The organism is Planktotalea sp. (assembly GCF_018607995.1).
Taxonomy (GTDB): Bacteria; Pseudomonadota; Alphaproteobacteria; order Rhodobacterales; family Rhodobacteraceae; genus Planktotalea.
Genome location: NZ_JABBAL010000015.1, coordinates 119,683 through 139,305, shown reverse-complemented (window position 1 = coordinate 139,305; position 19,623 = coordinate 119,683). Strand labels below are relative to the sequence as shown.

At 54.9% G+C, this 19,623-nt stretch carries 19 protein-coding genes and 1 pseudogene; 10 read left to right on the top strand and 10 right to left on the bottom strand.

Features of this window, described 5'->3' with window-relative positions; genetic code table 11:
* Positions 1-21 precede the first annotated feature (21 nt).
* Genes QZ280_RS04640 through QZ280_RS04630 form a run of 3 tightly spaced genes read left to right on the top strand, consistent with a single transcriptional unit; the run spans position 22 to position 4,471 of the window.
* Positions 22-2,841, top strand: a complete 2,820-nt coding sequence (locus tag QZ280_RS04640) for a molybdopterin oxidoreductase family protein (RefSeq protein ID WP_293441385.1) — start codon at positions 22-24, stop codon at positions 2,839-2,841.
* On the top strand, positions 2,838-3,599 hold the full coding sequence (locus QZ280_RS04635) for a 4Fe-4S dicluster domain-containing protein (protein ID WP_293441384.1): 762 nt from the start codon (positions 2,838-2,840) through the stop codon (positions 3,597-3,599). The genes QZ280_RS04640 and QZ280_RS04635 overlap by 4 nt, the downstream gene beginning before the upstream one ends.
* The gene (locus QZ280_RS04630; protein ID WP_293441383.1) at positions 3,599-4,471 is read left to right on the top strand and encodes a DmsC/YnfH family molybdoenzyme membrane anchor subunit; all 873 of its coding nucleotides are present in this window, start codon (positions 3,599-3,601) and stop codon (positions 4,469-4,471) included. The genes QZ280_RS04635 and QZ280_RS04630 overlap by 1 nt, the downstream gene beginning before the upstream one ends.
* A 54-nt stretch (positions 4,472-4,525) precedes the next feature.
* Here QZ280_RS04630 and QZ280_RS04625 read toward each other — a convergent pair whose 3' ends face one another.
* From QZ280_RS04625 to QZ280_RS04610, 4 genes and pseudogenes are all read right to left on the bottom strand, one after another.
* Positions 4,526-4,828 carry a DUF1330 domain-containing protein gene (locus tag QZ280_RS04625; RefSeq protein ID WP_293441382.1) on the bottom strand — a complete coding sequence of 101 codons (303 nt, stop codon included), beginning with the start codon at positions 4,826-4,828 and terminating at the stop codon, positions 4,526-4,528.
* Positions 4,829-5,449: a DUF1523 family protein gene (locus QZ280_RS04620; RefSeq protein ID WP_293441381.1), complete on the bottom strand. Its 621-nt coding sequence runs from the start codon at positions 5,447-5,449 to the stop codon at positions 4,829-4,831. It abuts the gene before it with no gap.
* A 15-nt stretch (positions 5,450-5,464) separates the two neighbouring features.
* Positions 5,465-5,731 (bottom strand): hypothetical protein, encoded by a 267-nt coding sequence (locus tag QZ280_RS04615; RefSeq protein ID WP_293441380.1) that lies wholly within the window; start codon positions 5,729-5,731, stop codon positions 5,465-5,467.
* 1 nt (position 5,732) lies between these two features.
* A pseudogene (locus QZ280_RS04610) lies at positions 5,733-6,991 on the bottom strand (DUF6638 family protein); the annotation flags it as partial.
* A gap of 147 nt (positions 6,992-7,138) precedes the next feature.
* Here QZ280_RS04610 and QZ280_RS04605 point away from each other — a divergent pair.
* Positions 7,139-8,260, top strand: a complete 1,122-nt coding sequence (locus QZ280_RS04605) for a serine/threonine protein kinase (RefSeq protein ID WP_293441379.1) — start codon at positions 7,139-7,141, stop codon at positions 8,258-8,260.
* A 44-nt stretch (positions 8,261-8,304) separates the two neighbouring features.
* On the opposite strand, the gene QZ280_RS04600 is transcribed toward QZ280_RS04605, so the two are convergent.
* Positions 8,305-9,513: an aminopeptidase P family protein gene (locus tag QZ280_RS04600; protein WP_293441378.1), complete on the bottom strand. Its 1,209-nt coding sequence runs from the start codon at positions 9,511-9,513 to the stop codon at positions 8,305-8,307.
* Positions 9,514-9,766: 253 nt separating this feature from the next.
* On the opposite strand from QZ280_RS04600, the gene QZ280_RS04595 reads away from it, so the two are divergent.
* Both QZ280_RS04595 and QZ280_RS04590 read left to right on the top strand, forming a co-directional pair.
* Positions 9,767-11,245, top strand: coding sequence for an NAD-dependent succinate-semialdehyde dehydrogenase (locus QZ280_RS04595; protein ID WP_293441377.1), 1,479 nt, complete (start codon positions 9,767-9,769; stop codon positions 11,243-11,245).
* A 40-nt stretch (positions 11,246-11,285) separates the two neighbouring features.
* The gene (locus tag QZ280_RS04590) at positions 11,286-12,080 is read left to right on the top strand and encodes a PaaX family transcriptional regulator C-terminal domain-containing protein (protein WP_293441376.1); all 795 of its coding nucleotides are present in this window, start codon (positions 11,286-11,288) and stop codon (positions 12,078-12,080) included.
* On the opposite strand, the gene QZ280_RS04585 is transcribed toward QZ280_RS04590, so the two are convergent.
* Positions 12,069-12,935 (bottom strand): SDR family oxidoreductase, encoded by an 867-nt coding sequence (locus QZ280_RS04585; RefSeq protein ID WP_293441375.1) that lies wholly within the window; start codon positions 12,933-12,935, stop codon positions 12,069-12,071. The genes QZ280_RS04590 and QZ280_RS04585 overlap by 12 nt on opposite strands.
* A 64-nt stretch (positions 12,936-12,999) precedes the next feature.
* On the opposite strand from QZ280_RS04585, the gene QZ280_RS04580 reads away from it, so the two are divergent.
* On the top strand, positions 13,000-13,626 hold the full coding sequence (locus tag QZ280_RS04580; RefSeq protein ID WP_293441374.1) for a class I SAM-dependent methyltransferase: 627 nt from the start codon (positions 13,000-13,002) through the stop codon (positions 13,624-13,626).
* On the opposite strand, the gene QZ280_RS04575 is transcribed toward QZ280_RS04580, so the two are convergent.
* The 4 genes from QZ280_RS04575 to QZ280_RS04560 are packed head-to-tail and all read right to left on the bottom strand — an operon-like array spanning position 13,623 to position 15,836.
* Positions 13,623-14,072 (bottom strand): sterol desaturase family protein, encoded by a 450-nt coding sequence (locus QZ280_RS04575; RefSeq protein ID WP_293441373.1) that lies wholly within the window; start codon positions 14,070-14,072, stop codon positions 13,623-13,625. The two genes, QZ280_RS04580 and QZ280_RS04575, sit on opposite strands and share 4 nt — an antisense overlap.
* 21 nt (positions 14,073-14,093) lie before the next feature.
* Entirely contained in the window at positions 14,094-14,600 is a 507-nt protein-coding gene (locus QZ280_RS04570; protein WP_293441372.1) for a hypothetical protein, read from the bottom strand.
* 43 nt (positions 14,601-14,643) lie between these two features.
* A complete protein-coding gene (locus QZ280_RS04565; protein WP_293441371.1) occupies positions 14,644-15,396 on the bottom strand; it encodes a class II aldolase and adducin N-terminal domain-containing protein in 753 nt (250 codons plus the stop codon).
* A complete protein-coding gene (locus QZ280_RS04560) occupies positions 15,393-15,836 on the bottom strand; it encodes a glyoxalase (RefSeq protein WP_293441370.1) in 444 nt (147 codons plus the stop codon). Before QZ280_RS04560 ends, QZ280_RS04565 begins: the two co-directional genes overlap by 4 nt.
* A gap of 67 nt (positions 15,837-15,903) precedes the next feature.
* Here QZ280_RS04560 and ade point away from each other — a divergent pair, with 67 nt between their 5' ends.
* The 3 genes from ade to QZ280_RS04545 all read left to right on the top strand — a co-directional run bounded on the left by ade (position 15,904) and on the right by QZ280_RS04545 (position 19,607).
* On the top strand, positions 15,904-17,700 hold the full coding sequence (ade, locus tag QZ280_RS04555) for an adenine deaminase (protein WP_293441369.1): 1,797 nt from the start codon (positions 15,904-15,906) through the stop codon (positions 17,698-17,700).
* 15 nt (positions 17,701-17,715) lie between these two features.
* On the top strand, positions 17,716-19,188 hold the full coding sequence (locus QZ280_RS04550; RefSeq protein ID WP_293441368.1) for an AMP nucleosidase: 1,473 nt from the start codon (positions 17,716-17,718) through the stop codon (positions 19,186-19,188).
* 131 nt (positions 19,189-19,319) lie between these two features.
* Positions 19,320-19,607, top strand: a complete 288-nt coding sequence (locus tag QZ280_RS04545; protein WP_293441367.1) for an HU family DNA-binding protein — start codon at positions 19,320-19,322, stop codon at positions 19,605-19,607.
* The last annotated feature ends 16 nt before the right edge of the window (positions 19,608-19,623 follow it).

Sequence of the window (19,623 nt, the reverse complement as noted above, 5' to 3'; positions counted from 1 at the left end):
CCTCAAGGGAGATTACGACACATGCCCAAAGACCAACCCATTCTGGACCTGTCGCCGAAAGTCTCTGACGAGGTGCGCAAAACCACCTGCTACATGTGTGCGTGCCGCTGTGGCATCAATGTGCATATGAAAGAAGGCAAAGTTGCCTATATCGAGGGCAACAAAGACCACCCCGTGAACAAAGGTGTGCTTTGTGCCAAGGGGTCTGCAGGCATCATGCAGGTCAACGCGCCCTCGCGTTTAAAGTCCCCTTTGAAGCGTGTTGGTCCACGTGGCTCAGGTGAGTTTGAAGAAATTTCATGGGAAGAAGCGCTGACAATCGCCACCGATTGGCTCGCCCCGATCCGCGCAGAGAACCCTGAGAAACTGGCGTTCTTTACGGGTCGCGATCAGTCGCAATCCTTCACGAGCTTCTGGGCGCAGCACTTTGGCACGCCTAACTATGCCGCGCACGGCGGGTTCTGTTCCGTGAACATGGCGGCCGCTGGCATCTACACGATGGGCGGTGCGTTCTGGGAATTCGGGCAACCGGATTGGGATCACACGAAGCTGTTCATGCTATTTGGTGTGGCAGAAGACCACGATTCCAACCCGATCAAGATGGGCATCGGCAAAATCAAAGAGCGCGGCGCGCGTGTGATTGGCGTGAACCCGATCCGCACAGGTTATAACGCGGTTGCCGATGATTGGGTCGGCATCACACCCGGCACCGACGGTTTGTTCATCCTCGCGCTTGTGCACGAGTTGATGAAAGCTGGTAAGATCGACCTTGAGTACCTCGCGCAATACACGAACGCGCCAGTGTTGGTCGACGCTGATACTGGTTTGTTGATGCGTGACGAGGCTGGCAAAGAGCTGGTGATTGATCGCAACACTGGCAAGCTCACTCCTTTTGATCAAAAGGGCGTGCGCCCTGATCTGTCTGCCTCGCATCGTCATGCTGGTGTGACGCACAAGCCTGTGTTTCATTTGATGGCAGAGCGGTATCTCTCCGAGGAATACGCCCCCGAAGCTGTCGCCGAGCGTTGCGGAATTCCAACCGAACGCATTCGCGGCATCGCCAATGAGATCGCACGAGTGGCGTTCGAGGAAAGTTTTGAGCTAGATCACGAGTGGACCGATTTCCGCGGTGAGACGCATTCCAAAATGACGGGCCGCCCTGTTTCGTTCCACTCCATGCGCGGTATCTCTGCACACTCTAACGGCTTCCAAACCTGCCGTTCCCTGCATGTCTTGCAAATCCTGCTTGGCACAGTCGAAGTTCCCGGTGGCTTCCGCTTCAAACCGCCTTATCCAAAGCCAGCAACGATCCACCCGAAGCCGCACTATGGCGTGACACCGGGCAAGCCGCTTGATGGTCCGCACCTTGGTTTCGTGCATGGCCCTGATGATCTTGCGCTGAAAGACGATGGCTCTGCCGCGCGTATCGACAAAGCGTTTACGTGGGACAACCCCATGTCCGCGCATGGCATGATGCATATGGTGATCTCCAACGCGTATGCGGGCGATCCCTACAAGATTGACACGCTGTTTATGTATATGGCGAACATGGCGTGGAACTCTTCGATGAACACGCGTGGCGTCATCGACATGCTGACGGATAAGAACGAGGAAACGGGCGAATATGTGATCCCACGGATCATCTACTCCGATGCCTATTCCTCTGAAATGGTCGCCTACGCCGATCTGATCCTGCCTGACACGACCTACCTTGAGCGTCACGACTGTATCTCTCTGCTCGATCGTCCGATCTGCGAAGCTGATGCTGCTGCCGACGCGATTCGCTGGCCCGTGATTGAGCCTGATCGCGATGTGCGTGGCTTCCAATCCGTGCTGTGTGAACTTGGCGCACGTCTTGATTTACCGGGCTTCATCAATGAGGACGGATCGCAAAAATACGCGGATTATGCCGACTACATCACCAACCACATTCGCAAGCCGGGCATTGGCCCGCTCGCAGGGTGGCGCATGGGAGAGAACGGCCTGCAAAACGGCCGCGGCGACGCGAATGAAGCGCAGCTGGATGCCTACATCGAGAACGGCGGTTTCTTTGTGGAGCACATCCCAGAGGGCGCGAACTACTACAAACCGTGGAACATGGCCTACCAAGAATGGGCTGTGGGCATAGGCATAATCGACAAGCCAGAGCCTTATCTGTTCCAGCTCTACGTTGAGCCAATGCGCAAGTTCCAGCGTGCCGCTGAAGGACATGGCGAACGTCAACCGCCAGAGCATCTGCGCGAGCGTATCAAAGAGACAATGGATCCGCTTCCCGTCTGGTACGAACCCTTCGAAGATGGTGCAGTTGACGTGGATGAATACCCCGTACATGCCCTCACGCAGCGCCCGATGGCGATGTATCACTCATGGGGTAGCCAGAACGCTTGGCTGCGTCAGATCCATGGGCATAACCCGCTCTATCTTCCGACGAACCTGATGCAAAAGCATGGGCTGAAGGATGAAGACTGGGCGACTGTCAGTTCCACACATGGCTCCATCACGGTGCCTGTCATGGAAATGGCCGCACTTAACGCGAACACAGTCTGGACATGGAACGCCATCGGCAAGCGTAAAGGCGCATGGGCCTTGGAAGAGGACGCGCCGGAAGTCACCAAAGGTTTCTTGCTCAACCACCTCATTCACGAGCTGATGCCGCCGAAAGGCGATGGCCTGCGTTGGGCAAACTCTGATCCGATCACAGGCCAAGCCGCATGGTTCGACCTACGCGTGAAGATCGAGAAAGCCGCGAACCCTCCAAGCGAGAGCCAGCCAGCATTGGCACCGATTAAATCACCTGTTCCGACAGGTCCTAAAGAATTGAAGTGGAAGCTTGGCCAATGACCACCCTCCCCGCCAGCACCCAGAAAAAACTCGGCCTCGTCATTGACCTTGATACATGCGTGGGCTGCCATGCTTGCGTCGTGTCTTGCAAAGGCTGGAATACCGAAAACTATGGCGCGCCTTTGAGCGATCAAAACCCTTACGGCGGCGATCCATCCGGCACGTTCCTCAACCGCGTACACTCGTTCGAAGTGCAGCCCGATGAAGGCGCAGCGCAACTTATCCACTTCCCCAAGTCCTGCCTGCACTGCGAGGACGCGCCTTGCGTCACTGTTTGCCCGACAGGTGCGAGCTACAAGCGTGTCGAGGATGGTATCGTTCTGGTGAACGAGCAAGATTGCATCGGTTGCGGTCTCTGCGCATGGGCCTGCCCATATGGCGCGCGCGAAATGGATGCTGCAGAGAAAGTCATGAAGAAATGCACGCTCTGTGTGGATCGGATTTACAACGAAAACCTACCCGAAGAAGATCGCCAGCCCGCATGTGTGCGCACATGTCCGTCAGGCGCTCGTCACTTTGGGGATCTCGCGGATGAGACATCAGACGTGAGCATCCTTGTCGCAGAACGCGGTGGTTTCGATCTGATGCCCGAGCAAGGCACGAAGCCAGTGAACAAGTACTTGCCACCACGTCCGAAGGACACCATGGAAGAGTTCGACATCCTCGCGCCTTATCTTGAGCCTGTTGCAAAAGACGCAGGTGGCTTCCTAGGTTGGCTAGACAAAGCCCTAGACGCCCTACCGGGAGGAGCGAAATAATGCATCCAGCACCGTCAATTATTCTCTTTACCACCCTTTCAGGTCTTGGCTTTGGCTTGCTGACCTTCCTCGGTCTTGGCATGCCCGGCTCCACCGGGTTTACAGCCTTCGTCTTCTTCACCATCGCTTATCTTTTGGCGGTTGGCGGTCTTTTGTTCTCGACGTTCCACCTTGGCCACCCAGAGCGCGCGCTGAAAGCCTTCAGCCAATGGCGTTCTAGCTGGCTATCGCGCGAAGGGATATGCGCTGTTGCGGCCCTCGTCATAATGGCGATTTATGGCATTGGACGCGTGTTCTTCGCGCAGCACTGGGGCCTAATCGGTGGCATCGGCGCGATCCTGTCGCTTCTGACCGTCTTCACGACGTCGATGATCTACGCGCAACTCAAGACGGTTCCGCGCTGGCATATGCCACTGACGAGCCCTTTGTTCATGGCACTATCAATCACGGGCGGCGCATTGCTCGCAGGACAAGTACAGTTTGTTATTCCGTTGCTGATCCTGTCTGCGGTCACCCAAGTAGCCTATTGGGTCGTGGGCGATAGTCGTTTGGCACAGTCGGGCAGCACTATGGAAAGCGCGACAGGTTTGGGCCATATCGGCAAAGTCAAAGCGTTTGAGCCGCCACACACAGGCACCAATTATTTAATGCGCGAATTCATCCATGTGGTCGGCCGCAAACACGCGACTAAGCTACGTGCAATCGCGCTGGTTCTTGGCTTTGCACTGCCCTTGATCTTTTTGACGCTACCCTTCGGCCACATCTTTGCGCTGCTCGCAGTGCTGTGTCATGTCGCAGGCATTCTGACGTCACGCTGGCTGTTCTTTGCGCAAGCGGAACATGTTGTGGGGCTGTATTACGGCAAACGCTGAGCTGCCCGATATTGTAGACAAAAAGCCGCCGTGCGTAATTGCGACGGGGGCTTTCTAATTCAAAGCAGATTGCTGAATGGCGATCTCTGTTCTCGCAGTACACGCATCACGCAAATCGGACAAAGCAAGTAGAGCCGGATCTGCGCGATAAGCCTCAAAGGCCGCGCTATCAGAAAACTTCAAAATATGCGTTTCATGAGGGCCATCGCTCAGAGTTTGCACATGATCCTGAGCGATACTTACGATCTCAACGCCATGGTGTGCCATGATTTTGAAAGCACGCGTTTCGAAGTCCGCAAACTCAGAAAAGCGCGCATCTTTCACCCATAGTCGCACTGTGACGACAAGACTGGGCATCTATTTCCGCCAGCTGCCGAACCATTTCTTCACACCATCGCTGGTGTTGGCAATGCTATCGCCCGCATCTTCGAGCACTGGATCAATCCGTGCTTCACGGAAGCGGCGCCAGCGCACCCAGACAGCCCAGACGAAAGCGAAGAAGAAAATCAAAATACCGATGTTAAGCCACGGGATGATGCGCACATTAGGATCATCGACCGCGCGCACGCTCACTGCATTCGGGAAGATCGACATGAATTCATTGCGCCAGCCGTAGTGTTTGATCACCACCCACTGTGGCGCATCTGCGCCGGACTTCAGATCAGAGGCCTCGGCCTGCAAATTCGAGGTGTCGAACTTGAAATACGGCGGCCAGCCCCAGCCTGTGTCTTCGTTGCGATAGACCATGACTTGGTCGTTGGTCAAACGCGTCTGGATAAAGAAAACATCGTGGTTTGCGGTCGTCGCAGCGTTGCCTACATCAGCGGCTGCCCAGAAGATCGAGTTCGCACCGAAATCAATCCGCTTTTCATAGGTGTCAGACACCCGCGCAACGTCATGTTGCGGCAAGGTGTAGTGAAAGAAGGATGCAACGAGGACCCAGAACGTGATCCAAAACACCCATTTAATATAGCCCATCTGATCAGGCTCCTCTTACATAAAATTTGTAGCGTATATGATAAACGAGATGATGCTGATCGGGATCACATAGACCCCAAGGATCAACTTGCGGCGCAGGGATCCGTCATACTCGAGCATGCCTTCTTTGACGAACGCGTCGCGATCGCCATCTTTGATCTCTTCGTCCCACTCAGCCTCTAACTTGCCGCGCCGCACGGAGCGCGAGTAGAGCGAAAGGCACACGTAAACCACAGACAATGCGAGGAAGCCAAATACCAGCAAACGGACTAGTGCGATCATTCTATTTCCTCCTCACCGCGCCATAAGGGCCAACGGCAGCTATCTTCTTTTCGCTCACGCCCCATGGGCCATCTTTCTTTGGTGCAGGCGCAGGTGGCTCCATCTCGGCATCATGCCCGAAGAGCGCAGCGCGTGCGCCAGCTTTGTCCACTTGATACTCGCGTTCCAGAAAATCCGCCACATAGGATTTTTTGCTCTCATCCCACGTCGCGTGGGGCTGGTAGAACAGCTCATTATGGCAGATGAACAATTGACGCACGTCTTGGGGCTGAGTTGGCTCAAGAGCATATTCACCGAGTCACGATCCGCATGATCCGCGCTACGCAGCGTGTAGAAGTACGCGGGATGATCGGAAGTGATGCGTGGCCATTTGCCCCCCTCTTCTGCCCAACGCAGAAGCGAGGCGAGACCGTGGAATTCTTCTGGCAAATCTTGCGCATGACGCCGCGCGAGCGCGCGAATATCACGGCGCGTGACCCCTGTTAGATCGATCCCGCTTTCCTGCGCGGTATCAATGACAATGAAGTCCATCTTCTGACGTATGATCGCAGCCGCATCGATGCCGCGTGCTTTGACGATAGGTTCAGCCAGATCGTTATACTCCAAGAACTTCGCAATCTGATTGCGGTCCTTCGTGTCGAACACATACTTGATCGGCAGCGCGCCCAACACCGCTTTGCTTCCACTGGAAATCACCGCAGGATGATCCATCCCTTGGAACACATAGAGCCCACCAAAATGCGCCGTCCAGAAATTGCATTGCTCGAATTCCATCAGATCGAGCCGCACAGGATTGCGCGTCACATCGCCCGTGCGCTTGGCCTTGCTGATCATATCCGCGATCAACACATCATCGAACCACGCATCTTCCTCGCGCATGAAACGATCCACGTCCTGCGCCAGCGCTTCCGCCTCTGCAACTGTGCCGGAAGTCGTATCCGCCTCGATCTTGACCTTGCGAATATCAAACAGACGTACGGGCCCATCGACGGCATAGACAGAGTTTACCAACTCCTCCGCTACCGCATCGCGCGCAGTGAGCGCGAAGAGCTGTGTTTCATTCTTTTGGATGAATTCCTTGAGGATCTCGCGCGAGGTCGAGAACTTCGCATTCAGCAGCGGCGCGGTCTTTTGATCCGTGGTGAGGAGGATAAACTGCCGGTTCACCCCCGCATGGTTAAGGTAGAGATGATCGTCGAGCTCATCGCCAATCTCGGGCGAGTAGCCAGAAACGTCGATATGAAATTCGCTGAGCTTAGTTTGGTGGTTGGTGAGGCAATGTGAATGCACTTTACATCATGACCGCCGCAAGAATTCCCTTAACTGTCGCAAAAGTCGTAGCGGATGGGAAGGCAGATGGATAAGGATGCGCCGAATTAAGTCATTAAGCAAGAACAGGAGCGCGCCATGAGCTGGTCACCCGAGAAGACCGAAGTCAAAAGTTGGAACGAGTGGGACACGCTGCGTCATGTCATCGTGGGTCGCGCCGATGATTGCCATATTCCGCCAGAGGAACCCGCGCTGGACGCGAAAGTGCCTGAGGACAGCGATATGCGCGGTCAATGGGGGCGTCGTCCGCAGGAAACGATTGATCGCGCAAACGAGTTGCTGAACAATTTCGCAGGCATGTTGGAAAAGCGCGGGCTGCGTGTGGATCGCCCCACCTCAATTGATCATTCCGTGCCTGCAACGACGCCTGATTTTCATACGGAAAGCCAGTTCGGCTGTATGCCCCCACGTGATGTTCTTTTGACCGTTGGACACGAGATGTTGGAAGCGACGATGTCCTATCGCTGCCGTTGGTTTGAATATCTGAACTACCGTCCGTTGATGCAGCAGTATTTCAAAGAGGACCCGAAGTTCCGGCACGAAAGCGCGCCAAAACCCCGCTTGACGGATGCGGATTATCACCCCGATTACCTGTCCGAGAAGATCGGTGATGCGAAGCGCTTGGAATGGGCCGCAGAAAAGTTCTTTGTAACCACAGAAGAAGAGCCGCTGTTTGATGCGGCAGATGTGCTGCGTTTTGGCAAAGATCTTGTGGTGCAACACGGATTTACGACCAACGAAAAGGGTATTGAATGGCTGCGTCGCCACTTCCCCGATCACCGCGTGCATACGGTGAATTTTCCTGGCGATCCTTATCCCATTCACATCGATGCGACCTTTACGCCTTTGCGTCCCGGTCTGATCCTGAACAACCCGCAGCGTCGTTTGCCAGAAGATCAACGCAAGATGTTTGAGGCCAATGATTGGGAAATTGTGGATGCGGCGCAACCGTCGCACAACTCGCCACCCCCGCTATGCTATTCGTCCACATGGTTGTCGATGAATGTGCTGGTGCTTGATCCGAAAACCGTGTGTGTCGAGAAGTCCGAAGTCTATCAAGCCGAACAAATGGACAAGTTGGGCATGGAAGTGGTCGAAGTTGAACTGCGTGATGCATATGCGTTTGGTGGTGGTCTGCATTGCTGCACGGCGGACGTTTACCGCGATGGTGAGTGCGAAGATTACTTCCCGAACATGTGAGCTATCGTGACCTCGTGTGCAGAGCGCACGAGGTCACCTCAGTCCTAACCGATCACATTGAATGCAGGGCCGTACGGGTATTTCGTGATATTCTCGTTGCCTTCTTCTGTGATGATCAAGATATCATGCTCACGGTATCCACCCGCGCCCGGCTGACCGTCCGCGATGGTCAACATCGGCTCCATCGATATCACGTGCCCCGGCTGCAAAACTGTGTCGATGTCCTCGCGCAGTTCCAGCCCAGCTTCGCGCCCGTAATAGTGCGAAAGCACGCCAAAACTGTGCCCGTATCCAAACGTGCGATACTGTAAAAGATCACACGCCTCAAAGAATGCGTTGATTTCATGGGTGACGTCCGCGCAGCTTGATCCAGCCTTGAGCAAAGACATCCCCAACTCGTGCGCGCCAATATTTGCTTCCCAAATCTTAAGCGACGCATCATCGACCTCACCCACAAACATCGTGCGTTCGAGCGCAGTATAGTAGCCCGAAATCATCGGGAAAGTGTTAAGCGAGAGGATATCACCCCGCTCTAGTTTGCGCGACGTCACAGGGTTATGCGCACCATCCGTGTTGATGTCGGACTGGAACCACACCCATGTGTCGCGGTACTCCGCGTCTGGAAACAGCTTGGCAATCTCTAGCTCCATCGCATCACGTCCTGCCATCGCAACATCAATTTCGCGCGCGCCGATCCGCACAGCGTCTTTGATTGCAAAACCACCAACATCAGCAACAGCCGCACCCGAGCGGATCAAAGTCAGTTCCGCCTCGGATTTGTGCATCCTTTGCAGCATTGTCGCGTCAAATAGATCAACAGTGCGGGACGGCGCGAGGAAGCTATCAAGCTTGGTTTTCTGCAACAGGCTTAAATGATCGCTCTCATAGCCAATAGATTTACCTTTGCCTGCAACGCTTTCGATCGCGCGCCAATAATTGTCGCGCTGCCAATCTGTGTAAGTAATGTTGTCACCATAACACCGTCGCCAAGGTTGGCCCGCATCAATTCCCGCAGAAATCGTCACCGAGGTTTGTGGTGTGACCACCAGCGCGTAGGGGCGCCCGAACGCGCAATATGTGAAGCCAGAATAGTATGAAACGTTGTGCATGGAACTGAACACAGCCGCCTCAACACCCATGTCGGACATGGTTTTGCGCAGCTTGTTCAAGCGGCTTTCGTATTCCGCATCGCTAAATTGTAGAGGGGCTTTTTCGCCGTTGTGAAAACGGTAGAAATCTGGTCGTGCAGTCATGGTGTGACCTCCATTTTGACGCATCAAAGAGAGGTCCCGGCGTTCAGGACGAGTTTTGCTAAAGAGCGCATCTGAAGATCAGATTGGGGCGACGCCATCGCTTGCGCCCTGAGGGATGTTTGACATGCGCCGTGCCAAAGGTCGGGTCTGCTTGCGTCGCGGAACATTCTAATCCCGACATCACACGCACCGCACTGGACAAGTCGCGATCCACGTGCTTTTCCTCAAACAAACCCGCCTTTTGGAGAACACCATGCTCGACACGCCAACAAACCTCGCTTCTTTGCTTAAGGATCCCAGCCTTTTGGCGACCAAAGCCTATATCGGCGGGGAGTGGGTCGATGCTGACGGTGGGGCGACGTTTGATGTTCTGAACCCCGCGCGCGGCGATGTGATCGTTCAGGTTGCTGACGTGAGCCGCGCACAAGTCGCAGGTGCGATTGCGCAGGCTGACGTCGCGCAGAAGGAGTGGGCGAAGAAGACGGGCAAGGAGCGCTCCAATATCTTGCGCGCATGGTTCGATTTGATGATGGCAAATCAGGAGGATCTTGCCACCATTCTTACCGCAGAGCAGGGCAAACCGATGGCCGAAGCCATGGGCGAGATTGCGTATGGTGCCTCTTTCATCGAGTTCTTCGCAGAAGAGGCAAAGCGTATCTACGGTGAAACAATCCCAGGTCATCAGGCCGACAAGCGCATCACGGTCATCAAGCAACCCATCGGTGTGACCGCGTCAATCACCCCTTGGAATTTCCCCAATGCAATGATCGCACGCAAGGTCGCTCCTGCTTTGGCCGCGGGCTGCGCCATGGTTGCACGTCCGGCGGAAGACACGCCGCTTTCCGCGCTCGCCATGGGTGTTCTGGCAGAGCGCGCGGGTATTCCAGCAGGTGTGCTCAGCATTCTGCCCTCCACCGCGTCTAGCGAAATCGGTAAGGAATTCTGTGAGAACCCTGTCGTGCGCAAGCTGACCTTCACTGGTTCCACCCAAGTTGGCCGCATCTTGTTGCGCCAAGCCGCAGATCAAGTGATGAAATGCTCCATGGAACTGGGCGGCAACGCGCCCTTCATCGTCTTTGACGACGCAGATATCAACGCGGCTGTGGACGGTGCGATCATGTGCAAGTTCCGCAATGCCGGTCAAACCTGCGTTTGCGCCAACCGTATTTATGTGCAAGCAGGTGTCTATGATGAATTCGCCGAAAAATTAGCGGCCAAAGTCGGCGCGATGAGCATGGGTGACGCGCTTGCAGGCACTGTCGATTTCGGCCCGCTGATCAACCCGAAAGCCGCTGAGAAAGTACATTCACACATAGCCGATGCAAAGGCAAAGGGTGCTACAGTTATTCTGGGTGACACAGAAACGGGGCTGTCTGGTAACTTTATCACGCCAACGATTGTAACGGGCGCCACCAAAGACATGGCGTTCTCCAACGATGAAACATTCGGCCCATTGGCACCTTTGTTCAAGTTTGAGGATGAGGACGAGGTGATCGCCTTAGCCAATGACACGATCTTCGGCTTGGCGTCTTACTTCTACGCCAACGATCTGAGCCGCGTTTACAAGGTTGCAGAGGCTTTGGAGTATGGCATCGTCGGTGTGAACACAGGCATCATTTCCACAGAGGTTGCGCCCTTTGGCGGCGTGAAGCAGTCCGGTCTCGGACGCGAAGGCAGCCATCACGGAATCGAGGATTATCTCGAGATGAAATACATCTGCATGGCGGTTTAAACGCGCGGCGCAGCCCCATGGGTGGACCGGAAAAGGCAAAGTGACAAACGATGTATTTCAAAACGCGCTAGACGCGCTTGGTGTAGGCGAACCGCCGCGCGTGTGGTCGTTTATTGTCACGATCTTTGGCGATCTCGCACAGCAAGCAGGGGATCGGCTATCGGGCCCTGTCTTGGGGGATATACTGTCCCCCGTCGGCGTTCGCCCTGAAGCGATGCGCGTAGCCTTGCATCGTTTGCGTAATGAGGGCTGGATCGAAACCACCAAACAAGGTCGCGTGGGTCTGCATGGATTGACCAGATTTGGGCTGGAACAAAGCGCGATAGCGAGTGAGACGATCTATGCGCCCTCAAACGCGGCTGGTTCTGATTGGCATGTGTTGTGCTTTGCGCCAGTGCCCTCGGTCACGGAGCAAGTGCGCGCAAGCACTTTGACAAAGCAAGGCTACATCGCCGTGTCGGCAGGGGTGTATCTTGCGAACGGGCCTTGCGTTAAGACCCCAAGCGACGCACTTGCGCTGAATGGATCCTTAGGGGACGTGCCAGTGTGGTTGTCACACTCTATTGTCTCAAGTGCGCAACGCACGGCCTTCCGTGCGCTTACACGTGATTTGGAACGGCTTGGCTTAGATCACGGCAACGTCGCTGAATTCACACCTATTCAAATTGCAACGCTACGGGCGCAGATCGTACATCGCTGGCGTAAGCTAGTTTTGAAGTTGCCTGATGTGCCCGACGTCTTGTACGGCGCAGATTTTGAGGGAAGGCGTTGCCGCGTCGAGGTTCTGCGCACTCTGGATGTTTTGCAGCGCCCCGCAATTACGTCACTGATCTGAGGACTGCTCCAAAGCAAGCAAGGCGGCAAGCCCTGCGCGGTAGTCTGGGTAGAGCAACGTCACCCCTAGCTCTGACTTGATACGATCATTTCGAACGCGCTTGCTTTCCGCATAGAAACTACGCGCCATCGGGGTCATCTCGGCTGTTTCAAAATCAACCTCTTCTGGCAAAGGCAGGTCCAATAGTTCCGCGGCATGTGCAATCACATCTTGCGGCGGCGCGGGATCATCATCGCACATATTATAAATAGCTCCAGCGTTCGGATCTGCGATGGAGGCCGCGAGGATCTGCGCGATGTCCTCTACGTGGATACGACTGAAAACCTGCCCTTCTTTGATGATCCGACGCGCTGTGCCTGCGCGCACTTTAGAGAAGGGTCCGCGACCGGGTCCGTAGATGCCCGCGAGGCGAAAGATGTGCAGGGGCAGGTTCGGGATGGATTGCCAGTCCGCTTCAGCCGCAACACGCATTTGACCGCGCTTGGTGGCGGGTTTCAATGGGCTACTCTCATCGACCCAGCCGCCATTGGCGTTGCCGTATACGCCGGTCGTTGACAGGTAACCCACCCATTCAAGATTAGGCGCATGGCGCGCTATATCTTCACGCAAAGCGTTGAGAACAGGATCGCCATCCGCACTAGGCGCAGCGGAAGTGAGCAGGTGGGTTGCGCTATGCAAGGTCTCGCGCAGGTCCGTATCCGGCCAGATCACCGAGGTCACCCCCGTCGCCTCAAGCGCTGCGGCTTTGTCAGAGGAGCGCGTCGTGCCCGTGATCGTGAACCCTTGCTCAAGCAGGAGAGGCGTCAACGCACGCGCAGAAAAGCCGTGCCCTAAAGAAAGCAGATGTTTTGTCATATCGCTTTAGTGCGGCAGGCACTGCGCGGTTGCAAGTGCGCGTCGCTTTCGCTTCTATTAGAGTATGACCGATAATCCAGACTTAGAAGCGGCCTACAAGCTAAGCGGGCCGGATGGCTCGAAACAGCTGTATGCCGCATGGGCAGAAACCTATGACAGCAGCTTTGCCAAAGATATGCAGTACCGCGCACCGCAAGCGGTTGCAGAGTGCTATGCGAAAATCTCTGGAGTGTCGCCTGTTTTGGATCTAGGCGCGGGAACTGGATTGTTAGGAGCCGCGCTTGTGCAACAGGGTATTGAGGTGGTTGATGGTACGGATATCTCGCCCCAAATGCTGGTGGTGGCGGAGAAGAAGCACGTCTATCAACGCTTGTTTGAAGGGGATCTTACCCAACGACTTGAGGTGGATGAAGGAGACTATGCTGGTGTGGTCAGTTCTGGCACATTCACGCACGGACATGTCGGGCCTGATGCGTTGGAAGAGGTTCTGCGCTGCATGGGAAGTGGCGCTTGGGCCGTGCTGAGCGTGAATGCCACGCATTGGGATGCACAAGGGTTTGAAGACGTGCTGAAGCGCCTCGAGCCGCAAATTGCTGAATGGCGCAGGGATGAGTTTGCGCTTTATGGCGCAGGTGCAACGGGTGCACATGCCGCTGACACGGGTTGGCTTTTGCAAATGCGCAAGGCTTAGGAATACATCCGTTTCTTGCGCGCGCGTGTTTCTGCTGTGCTTTCTGGCGTGCCATTGTGAAACGTGCCAAACCAGCGATCCCACGGCATTTCCTGATTGCCATGGTTACACTCGTAATACCGGTGATGCAGCTGGTGATAAAACGTGCCCAGCGCGAGGCGACGTTTATCCTTGATCAAGAGATCTTCGTATCCTGTGTGGGTCATTGCCGCGACGGGGCCAAGGTAGATGACCTGAAAGATCACAAGGATCGGATCGCTGGGCACGACCCAGTGAATGCAAAGCGAGGAGCAATAGAGAAAATGTTCAACAGGATGCATGGAAAAGCCCGACCACGGGCCGACGTTGACGTTGCGATGATGCAGAGAATGCACATGGGTGTAGAGGAACGGCACATGCAGAAAACGATGCATCCAGTAGAAATGAAACGCTGACCAAATCGGCAAAAGGATCAGCGAAAGAGTGAACTACACAGGATTGCCGAGCGGTGTTATCGTCGGCGCGTAACCCTTCGCCATCAGCCACATTGTGAGCGCACTGAAGAGCGTCAGAAACCCTAAGCCGGAAACCAGCGAGTGAAACATGTTGTCGTGCACTTGGTTAGAGAAGCTCCAAAGGCGGTTGCCTTTGGCCATCTCAAGCTTGTCGAATTTTAACTCTGTACCCTGCCCTTTGCGCATGAAGAAATACCACTGGAGCGTGCCTGCACTGATCAGAACCAAGGCGAAATTCGCACTCCACAGATGAGCGGTCCAACCGATTTGGAAACTGCTTGCTGAGGCGAAGTCGGGATAGATCCAAAGCCATAGAGCGATCGCAAGTATGACCATCATCACCCGCTCTGACAGCGTCAGCCAATTGCGCACAAACCAACGCGCAAGGAAACCAACGCGCACGGGCCATTTGAAGATTGAGCCGTCCGCGAGAGGCAAGTCAGGGTGATAATTCCAGTCCGAAGACTTTGATTTGCTCAAAATGTGATTCCTAAGGTGGCCTTACTTGCTGCAGCACGTAAGGCTACGTTGCGTAGTTACTGCCTTCATCGTCCAGAATACCCTTAAGCTCTGCAAGATGGCGCTCATCTTGCTCAGGGTATTGCTCAAGCTCATGTGCTGTTTTTTCTGCGATCTCATCAGGCAGCACACGCAAAGGCTGACCCGTCTGCAATGCTCGAATATATGTCTCGCAGGACCGTTCAAAGTAAAACAAGCGATTGAACGTGTCGGCCACGGTATCGCCAATTATCATGACCCCGTGATTGCCCATCACCATCACTTTCTTTTTGGGATCATCAAAGAGTTTCGCACAGCGCTCCCCTTCTTCTTCAAACGCGAGTCCACCGTAATTTTCGTCGATCACTACACGATTGAAAAACGTCGCTGAATTCTGATCAATCGCAGGTAAGCGGCTATCAGCCAGCGACGCCAACACGGTCGCAAAAATCGAATGCACATGCATTGCGCAACGCGCGTGCGGGCAATGGCGGTGCATCCCGCCATGCAGCCCCCAAGCAGTTGGATCCGGCGCATCGGGCCCCTCCAGCGTCTTAGGGTCATTGGCATCGACGATAATTAAATCCGACGCCTTGATCCGGCTGAAATGCACCTGATTGGGGTTCATCAAAAACCGCGTGCCTTCGTCGTTGATCGAAAGGGAGAAGTGGTTCGAAACCGCCTCATGCATATTGAGGCGCGCGGTCCAACGGAAAGCGGCCGCAAGGTCGACGCGTTCTTGCCAGTGATCCATATTCGGGCGTGTTGCGGTGTTCATTGTGCGTTTCTTTCTTCTGATGTGAGCGCGCGTGAGGCTACCCAAGCATATCCATTCGCGCAAAGAATACAGGCCTCGAGCAGACTATGCGGTTTATTGGTTGGTTCTTGCAAGATATGACCACCATGGGCGTCAGCTTTGCTTGCAGCGACATCAGGATCCGTCGCAAACAGATGAAACTGCGCCCCACCGCCGCGCGCGCCGGCTTCGGGCAGCAGAGACAGCAGAAGATGCGAGTGATAGGTGCCGTCGCTATGGAGCTGAAAGACCTGATCGCCGTAGGTCATGATCGCGAAGTCGCCCGAGACACGATGCGCTTTCATGTCGAAAACGGCACTCAGGAACTCTGCTTGTGCGATCACGTCGCACACAAGAATGTTAAGCCCTAATCCGCGCAAAGACGTGCCAAAGTCAGCGGCGCTTACCGTTTCATAGTACATTTCGCATACTCATCCTTGCGCTCAACCAGATGCTTGAACATCCCTCAAGCTCGTGTCAACTTTGGACATGAGCACAGCGAATTTCAAAACATGGCCGCAAAGCGCGCCGCGATTGGTTAACGTTGCCGCGGGACGCGCAGCCGCTGACCTTGTGATCAAAGGCGGCACATGGGTGAATGTGCACACCCGCGAATGCCTCGAAAACCACGATCTTGCCATTGCAGACGGGCGTTTCGCTTATTGTGGGCCAGACGCGAACCATTGCATCGGGCCAGACACGGAGGTGATAGACGCGCAGGGTCGTTATATGATACCAGGTCTGTGCGACGGGCATATGCATATTGAGAGCGGTATGCTCACCCCTGCCGAGTTCACGCGCGCTGTGATTCCGCATGGCACAACGTCGATGTTTACCGACCCGCATGAGATCGCCAATGTGCTTGGCCTCGCGGGTGTGCGTTTGATGCATGACGAGGCGATGATGCAACCGATCAATGTGTTCACACAAATGCCTTCTTGCGCGCCGTCCGCGCCGGGTTTGGAGACGACAGGTTTCGAGATCAGCGCTGACGATGTGGCCGAAGCCATGGCGTGGCCCGGTGTCATCGGGTTAGGCGAAATGATGAATTTCCCCGGTGTCGTAAACGGCAATCCGCAGATGTTGGCGGAGATCGCAGCAACGCAAAACGCGGGCAAAACTGTTGGAGGGCATTATGCTTCGCCGGATCTGGGACCCGCGTTTCACGCTTACGCAGCGGGCGGTCCTGCGGATGATCATGAGGGCACATGTGAAGCCGACGCAATTGCACGCACGCGCCAAGGGATGCGCCACATGATGCGGCTTGGCTCCGCTTGGCATGATGTTGAAAGCCAGATCACGGCGGTCACGGAAAAGGGCCTTGATCCGCGTGGATTTATCCTGTGCACCGATGACAGCCATTCAGGCACAATCGTGAATGAAGGCCATATGAACCGCGTTGTACGCCATGCGATTGAGTGTGGGTGTGATCCTTTGATTGCCTTGCAAATGGCGACGATCAATACTGCGACGCACTTTGGGTTGGAGCGCGATATTGGCTCTATCGCACCGGGACGGCGTGCAGATGTGATCCTAACCTCAGACCTTAAGACCCTGCCAATTGAGCAAGTGATCGCGCGCGGCCAAACAGTCGCGCGAATGGGAATTTGCGAAGTCGAATGTCCCCATCTTGACTGGCCGCGACACGCACGCAGCACAGTACATATGGGGCCTGCCAAGAACGCTGATGCGTTTGAAATTAGTGCGCCTGATGGGGCCAATTCAGTGCGCGCCAATGTGATTGGTGTAGTCGAAAACCAAGCGCCTACGAAAGCGTTGAAAGCAGATTTGCCCGTCACCAACGGCCTTGTCGAAACGACAGGTGACATTTGCCAGATTGCGTTGGTGGAGCGGCACCGTGCTACTGGGGGGGTGGTGAACGGGTTCGTCTCCGGCTTTGGTTATAGCGGCAAAATGGCTATGGCTTCTACAGTTGCCCATGACAGCCATCATATGATTGTCGTTGGCACGGATCGCGAGATGATGGCGGCGGCGGCGAACCGATTGTCCGACGTGGGCGGCGGCATCAGCGTTTGGAAAGATGGCGCTGAACTTGCGCTTGTTGAACTACCCATCGCGGGTCTTATGTCGGATGAACCTGCAAAAGACGTCGCGCGCAAAGCCGATCAGATGGTGCAAGCCATGCAGGACTGCGGCTGCACTTTGAACAATGCCTATATGCAACATTCCTTGCTTGCTTTGGTCGTGATCCCTGAAATCAGGATTTCCGATCTCGGCCTTGTGGATGTTACGCAATTTCAACTGACCCCGCTCTTTGAAAGCTAGGGACTTGAGGAACATGTGACCGATAAATCTATAGTTACACCTAACGCACCACATCCCGAAGCCTACCGCGACCCCAAAGCCGCGGTAGATCAGCTGGTTAAGCTTTATGAGCGAGCGACAACTTTCCTATGCGAAAAATTTACTGAGGCGATGAGCAAGGGCCATCCCGGTCATCGCTACCGTGCGTTTTATCCAGAGATCAGGATCACTACGACGAGTTTTGCCCAAGTTGATAGCCGTTTGAGCTTTGGGCACGTGTCTTCGCCGGGCATGCATGCCGCGACGATTACGCGGCCTGATTTGTTTCGCAAATATCTGGAACAGCAGATTGGCTTGCTGATTGAAAATCACGATGTTGCAGTTGGCATCAGCGTCTCTGACACGCCGATCCCTGTGCACTTTGCCGTTGCCAATGACGCGCGTATCTCTGTGCCGCTGGATGGCGCGGCTGAGTTCACGCTGCGCGACGTGTTTGATGTACCGGATCTCAGCACCACCAACGATGATATCGTGAATGGGACGTTTAAGCTGCCTGAAGACGGAACCGAACCGCTTGCGCCATTCACCGCCCAGCGCGTTGATTACTCGCTTGCGCGTCTCGCGCATTATACCGCGACAGAGCCAGAGCATTTTCAGAACCATGTGCTGTTCACAAACTATCAATTCTATGTATCCGAGTTTGAGGCTTATGCGCGTGCGCAACTGGCTGATCCGAAGAGTGGCTACACCAGCTTCGTAAGTACCAGGAATGTTGAGATCACCTCGCCAGATGAAGTGATCGATCCGGTGATGAAGATGCCGCAAATGCCGACCTATCATCTGAAAAAGGCGGATGGCAGCGGGATCACCTTGGTCAATATTGGCGTTGGCCCCTCAAACGCAAAGACCGCGACAGATCACGTCGCTGTGTTGCGACCCCATGCGTGGTTGATGGTTGGCCACTGCGCGGGACTGCGTAACTCGCAAAGCCTTGGAGATTTTGTACTGGCCCACGCTTATCTGCGTGAGGATCGTGTGCTTGACGATGACTTGCCCGTTTGGGTGCCAATTCCAGCGCTCGCGGAAATTCAGATAGCTTTGCAAAAGGCGGTTGCGGAAGTCACCGAATACGAGGGCTATGATCTCAAGCGTATTATGCGGACGGGCACCGTTGCATCCGTGGACAATCGCAACTGGGAGTTGCGTGACCAAGACGGGCCAGTGCAGCGATTGTCGCAATCGCGCGCGGTGGCTTTGGATATGGAAAGCGCGACAATTGCCGCCAACGGGTTCCGATTTCGCGTCCCCTACGGCACGCTTTTGTGCGTCTCTGACAAGCCGCTTCATGGGGAGTTGAAGCTGCCAGGAATGGCCTCCGATTTCTATACCACACAGGTTACACGGCATTTGATGATCGGAATCCGCGCCATGGAAACGCTGAGCGAAATGCCGCTAGAACGCATTCATAGCAGGAAATTGCGCTCATTTCAGGAGACAGCCTTCCTGTGACCTAGCGGAAACCGGCCAAAACGCCTGTTTTTATACCTTTTTTCACCTCTATGCGTTGTGCTGACTTGCAAGATGCAGTTAAATGAGCACGTAGAGGCCCTAGATACGGGCAGTAAAGGGAGACCATGAACATGGCAAAACCAATGACAAAAACTCAACTGGTCGCTGCACTGGCTGAAGAGATGGGCGCAGACAAAAAAGCATCAGGCGCAGCGCTTGATGCGGTATGTGCATTGATCACACGTGAAGTATCCGACGGCGGTGCTGTTACACTTCCAGGCGTTGGCAAGATCTATTGCCGCGAGCGCCCAGAGCGTATGGTGCGTAACCCTGCAACAGGTGAGCAGATCAAGAAAGACGCGGACAAGGTTGTTAAAATGACAATCGCGAAAGCACTTAAAGACAGCGTTAACGGCTGATTTTGCTGTCCTAGCA

Excerpts from the sequence above, each read along its gene's own strand:
- QZ280_RS04600 (WP_293441378.1), bottom strand. The coding sequence starts at position 9,513 with ATGACTGCACGACCAGATTTCTACCGTTTTCACAACGGCGAAAAAGCC.
- QZ280_RS04625 (WP_293441382.1), bottom strand. The coding sequence starts at position 4,828 with ATGCCCAGTCTTGTCGTCACAGTGCGACTATGGGTGAAAGATGCGCGC.
- QZ280_RS04640 (WP_293441385.1), top strand. The coding sequence starts at position 22 with ATGCCCAAAGACCAACCCATTCTGGACCTGTCGCCGAAAGTCTCTGAC.
- ade (WP_293441369.1), top strand. The coding sequence starts at position 15,904 with ATGAGCACAGCGAATTTCAAAACATGGCCGCAAAGCGCGCCGCGATTG.
- QZ280_RS04545 (WP_293441367.1), top strand. The coding sequence starts at position 19,320 with ATGGCAAAACCAATGACAAAAACTCAACTGGTCGCTGCACTGGCTGAA.
- QZ280_RS04565 (WP_293441371.1), bottom strand. The coding sequence starts at position 15,396 with ATGAACACCGCAACACGCCCGAATATGGATCACTGGCAAGAACGCGTC.
- QZ280_RS04605 (WP_293441379.1), top strand. The coding sequence starts at position 7,139 with ATGAGCTGGTCACCCGAGAAGACCGAAGTCAAAAGTTGGAACGAGTGG.
- QZ280_RS04585 (WP_293441375.1), bottom strand. The coding sequence starts at position 12,935 with ATGACAAAACATCTGCTTTCTTTAGGGCACGGCTTTTCTGCGCGTGCG.
- QZ280_RS04630 (WP_293441383.1), top strand. The coding sequence starts at position 3,599 with ATGCATCCAGCACCGTCAATTATTCTCTTTACCACCCTTTCAGGTCTT.
- QZ280_RS04615 (WP_293441380.1), bottom strand. The coding sequence starts at position 5,731 with ATGATCGCACTAGTCCGTTTGCTGGTATTTGGCTTCCTCGCATTGTCT.
- QZ280_RS04595 (WP_293441377.1), top strand. The coding sequence starts at position 9,767 with ATGCTCGACACGCCAACAAACCTCGCTTCTTTGCTTAAGGATCCCAGC.
- QZ280_RS04560 (WP_293441370.1), bottom strand. The coding sequence starts at position 15,836 with ATGTACTATGAAACGGTAAGCGCCGCTGACTTTGGCACGTCTTTGCGC.
- QZ280_RS04580 (WP_293441374.1), top strand. The coding sequence starts at position 13,000 with ATGACCGATAATCCAGACTTAGAAGCGGCCTACAAGCTAAGCGGGCCG.
- QZ280_RS04635 (WP_293441384.1), top strand. The coding sequence starts at position 2,838 with ATGACCACCCTCCCCGCCAGCACCCAGAAAAAACTCGGCCTCGTCATT.
- QZ280_RS04620 (WP_293441381.1), bottom strand. The coding sequence starts at position 5,449 with ATGGGCTATATTAAATGGGTGTTTTGGATCACGTTCTGGGTCCTCGTT.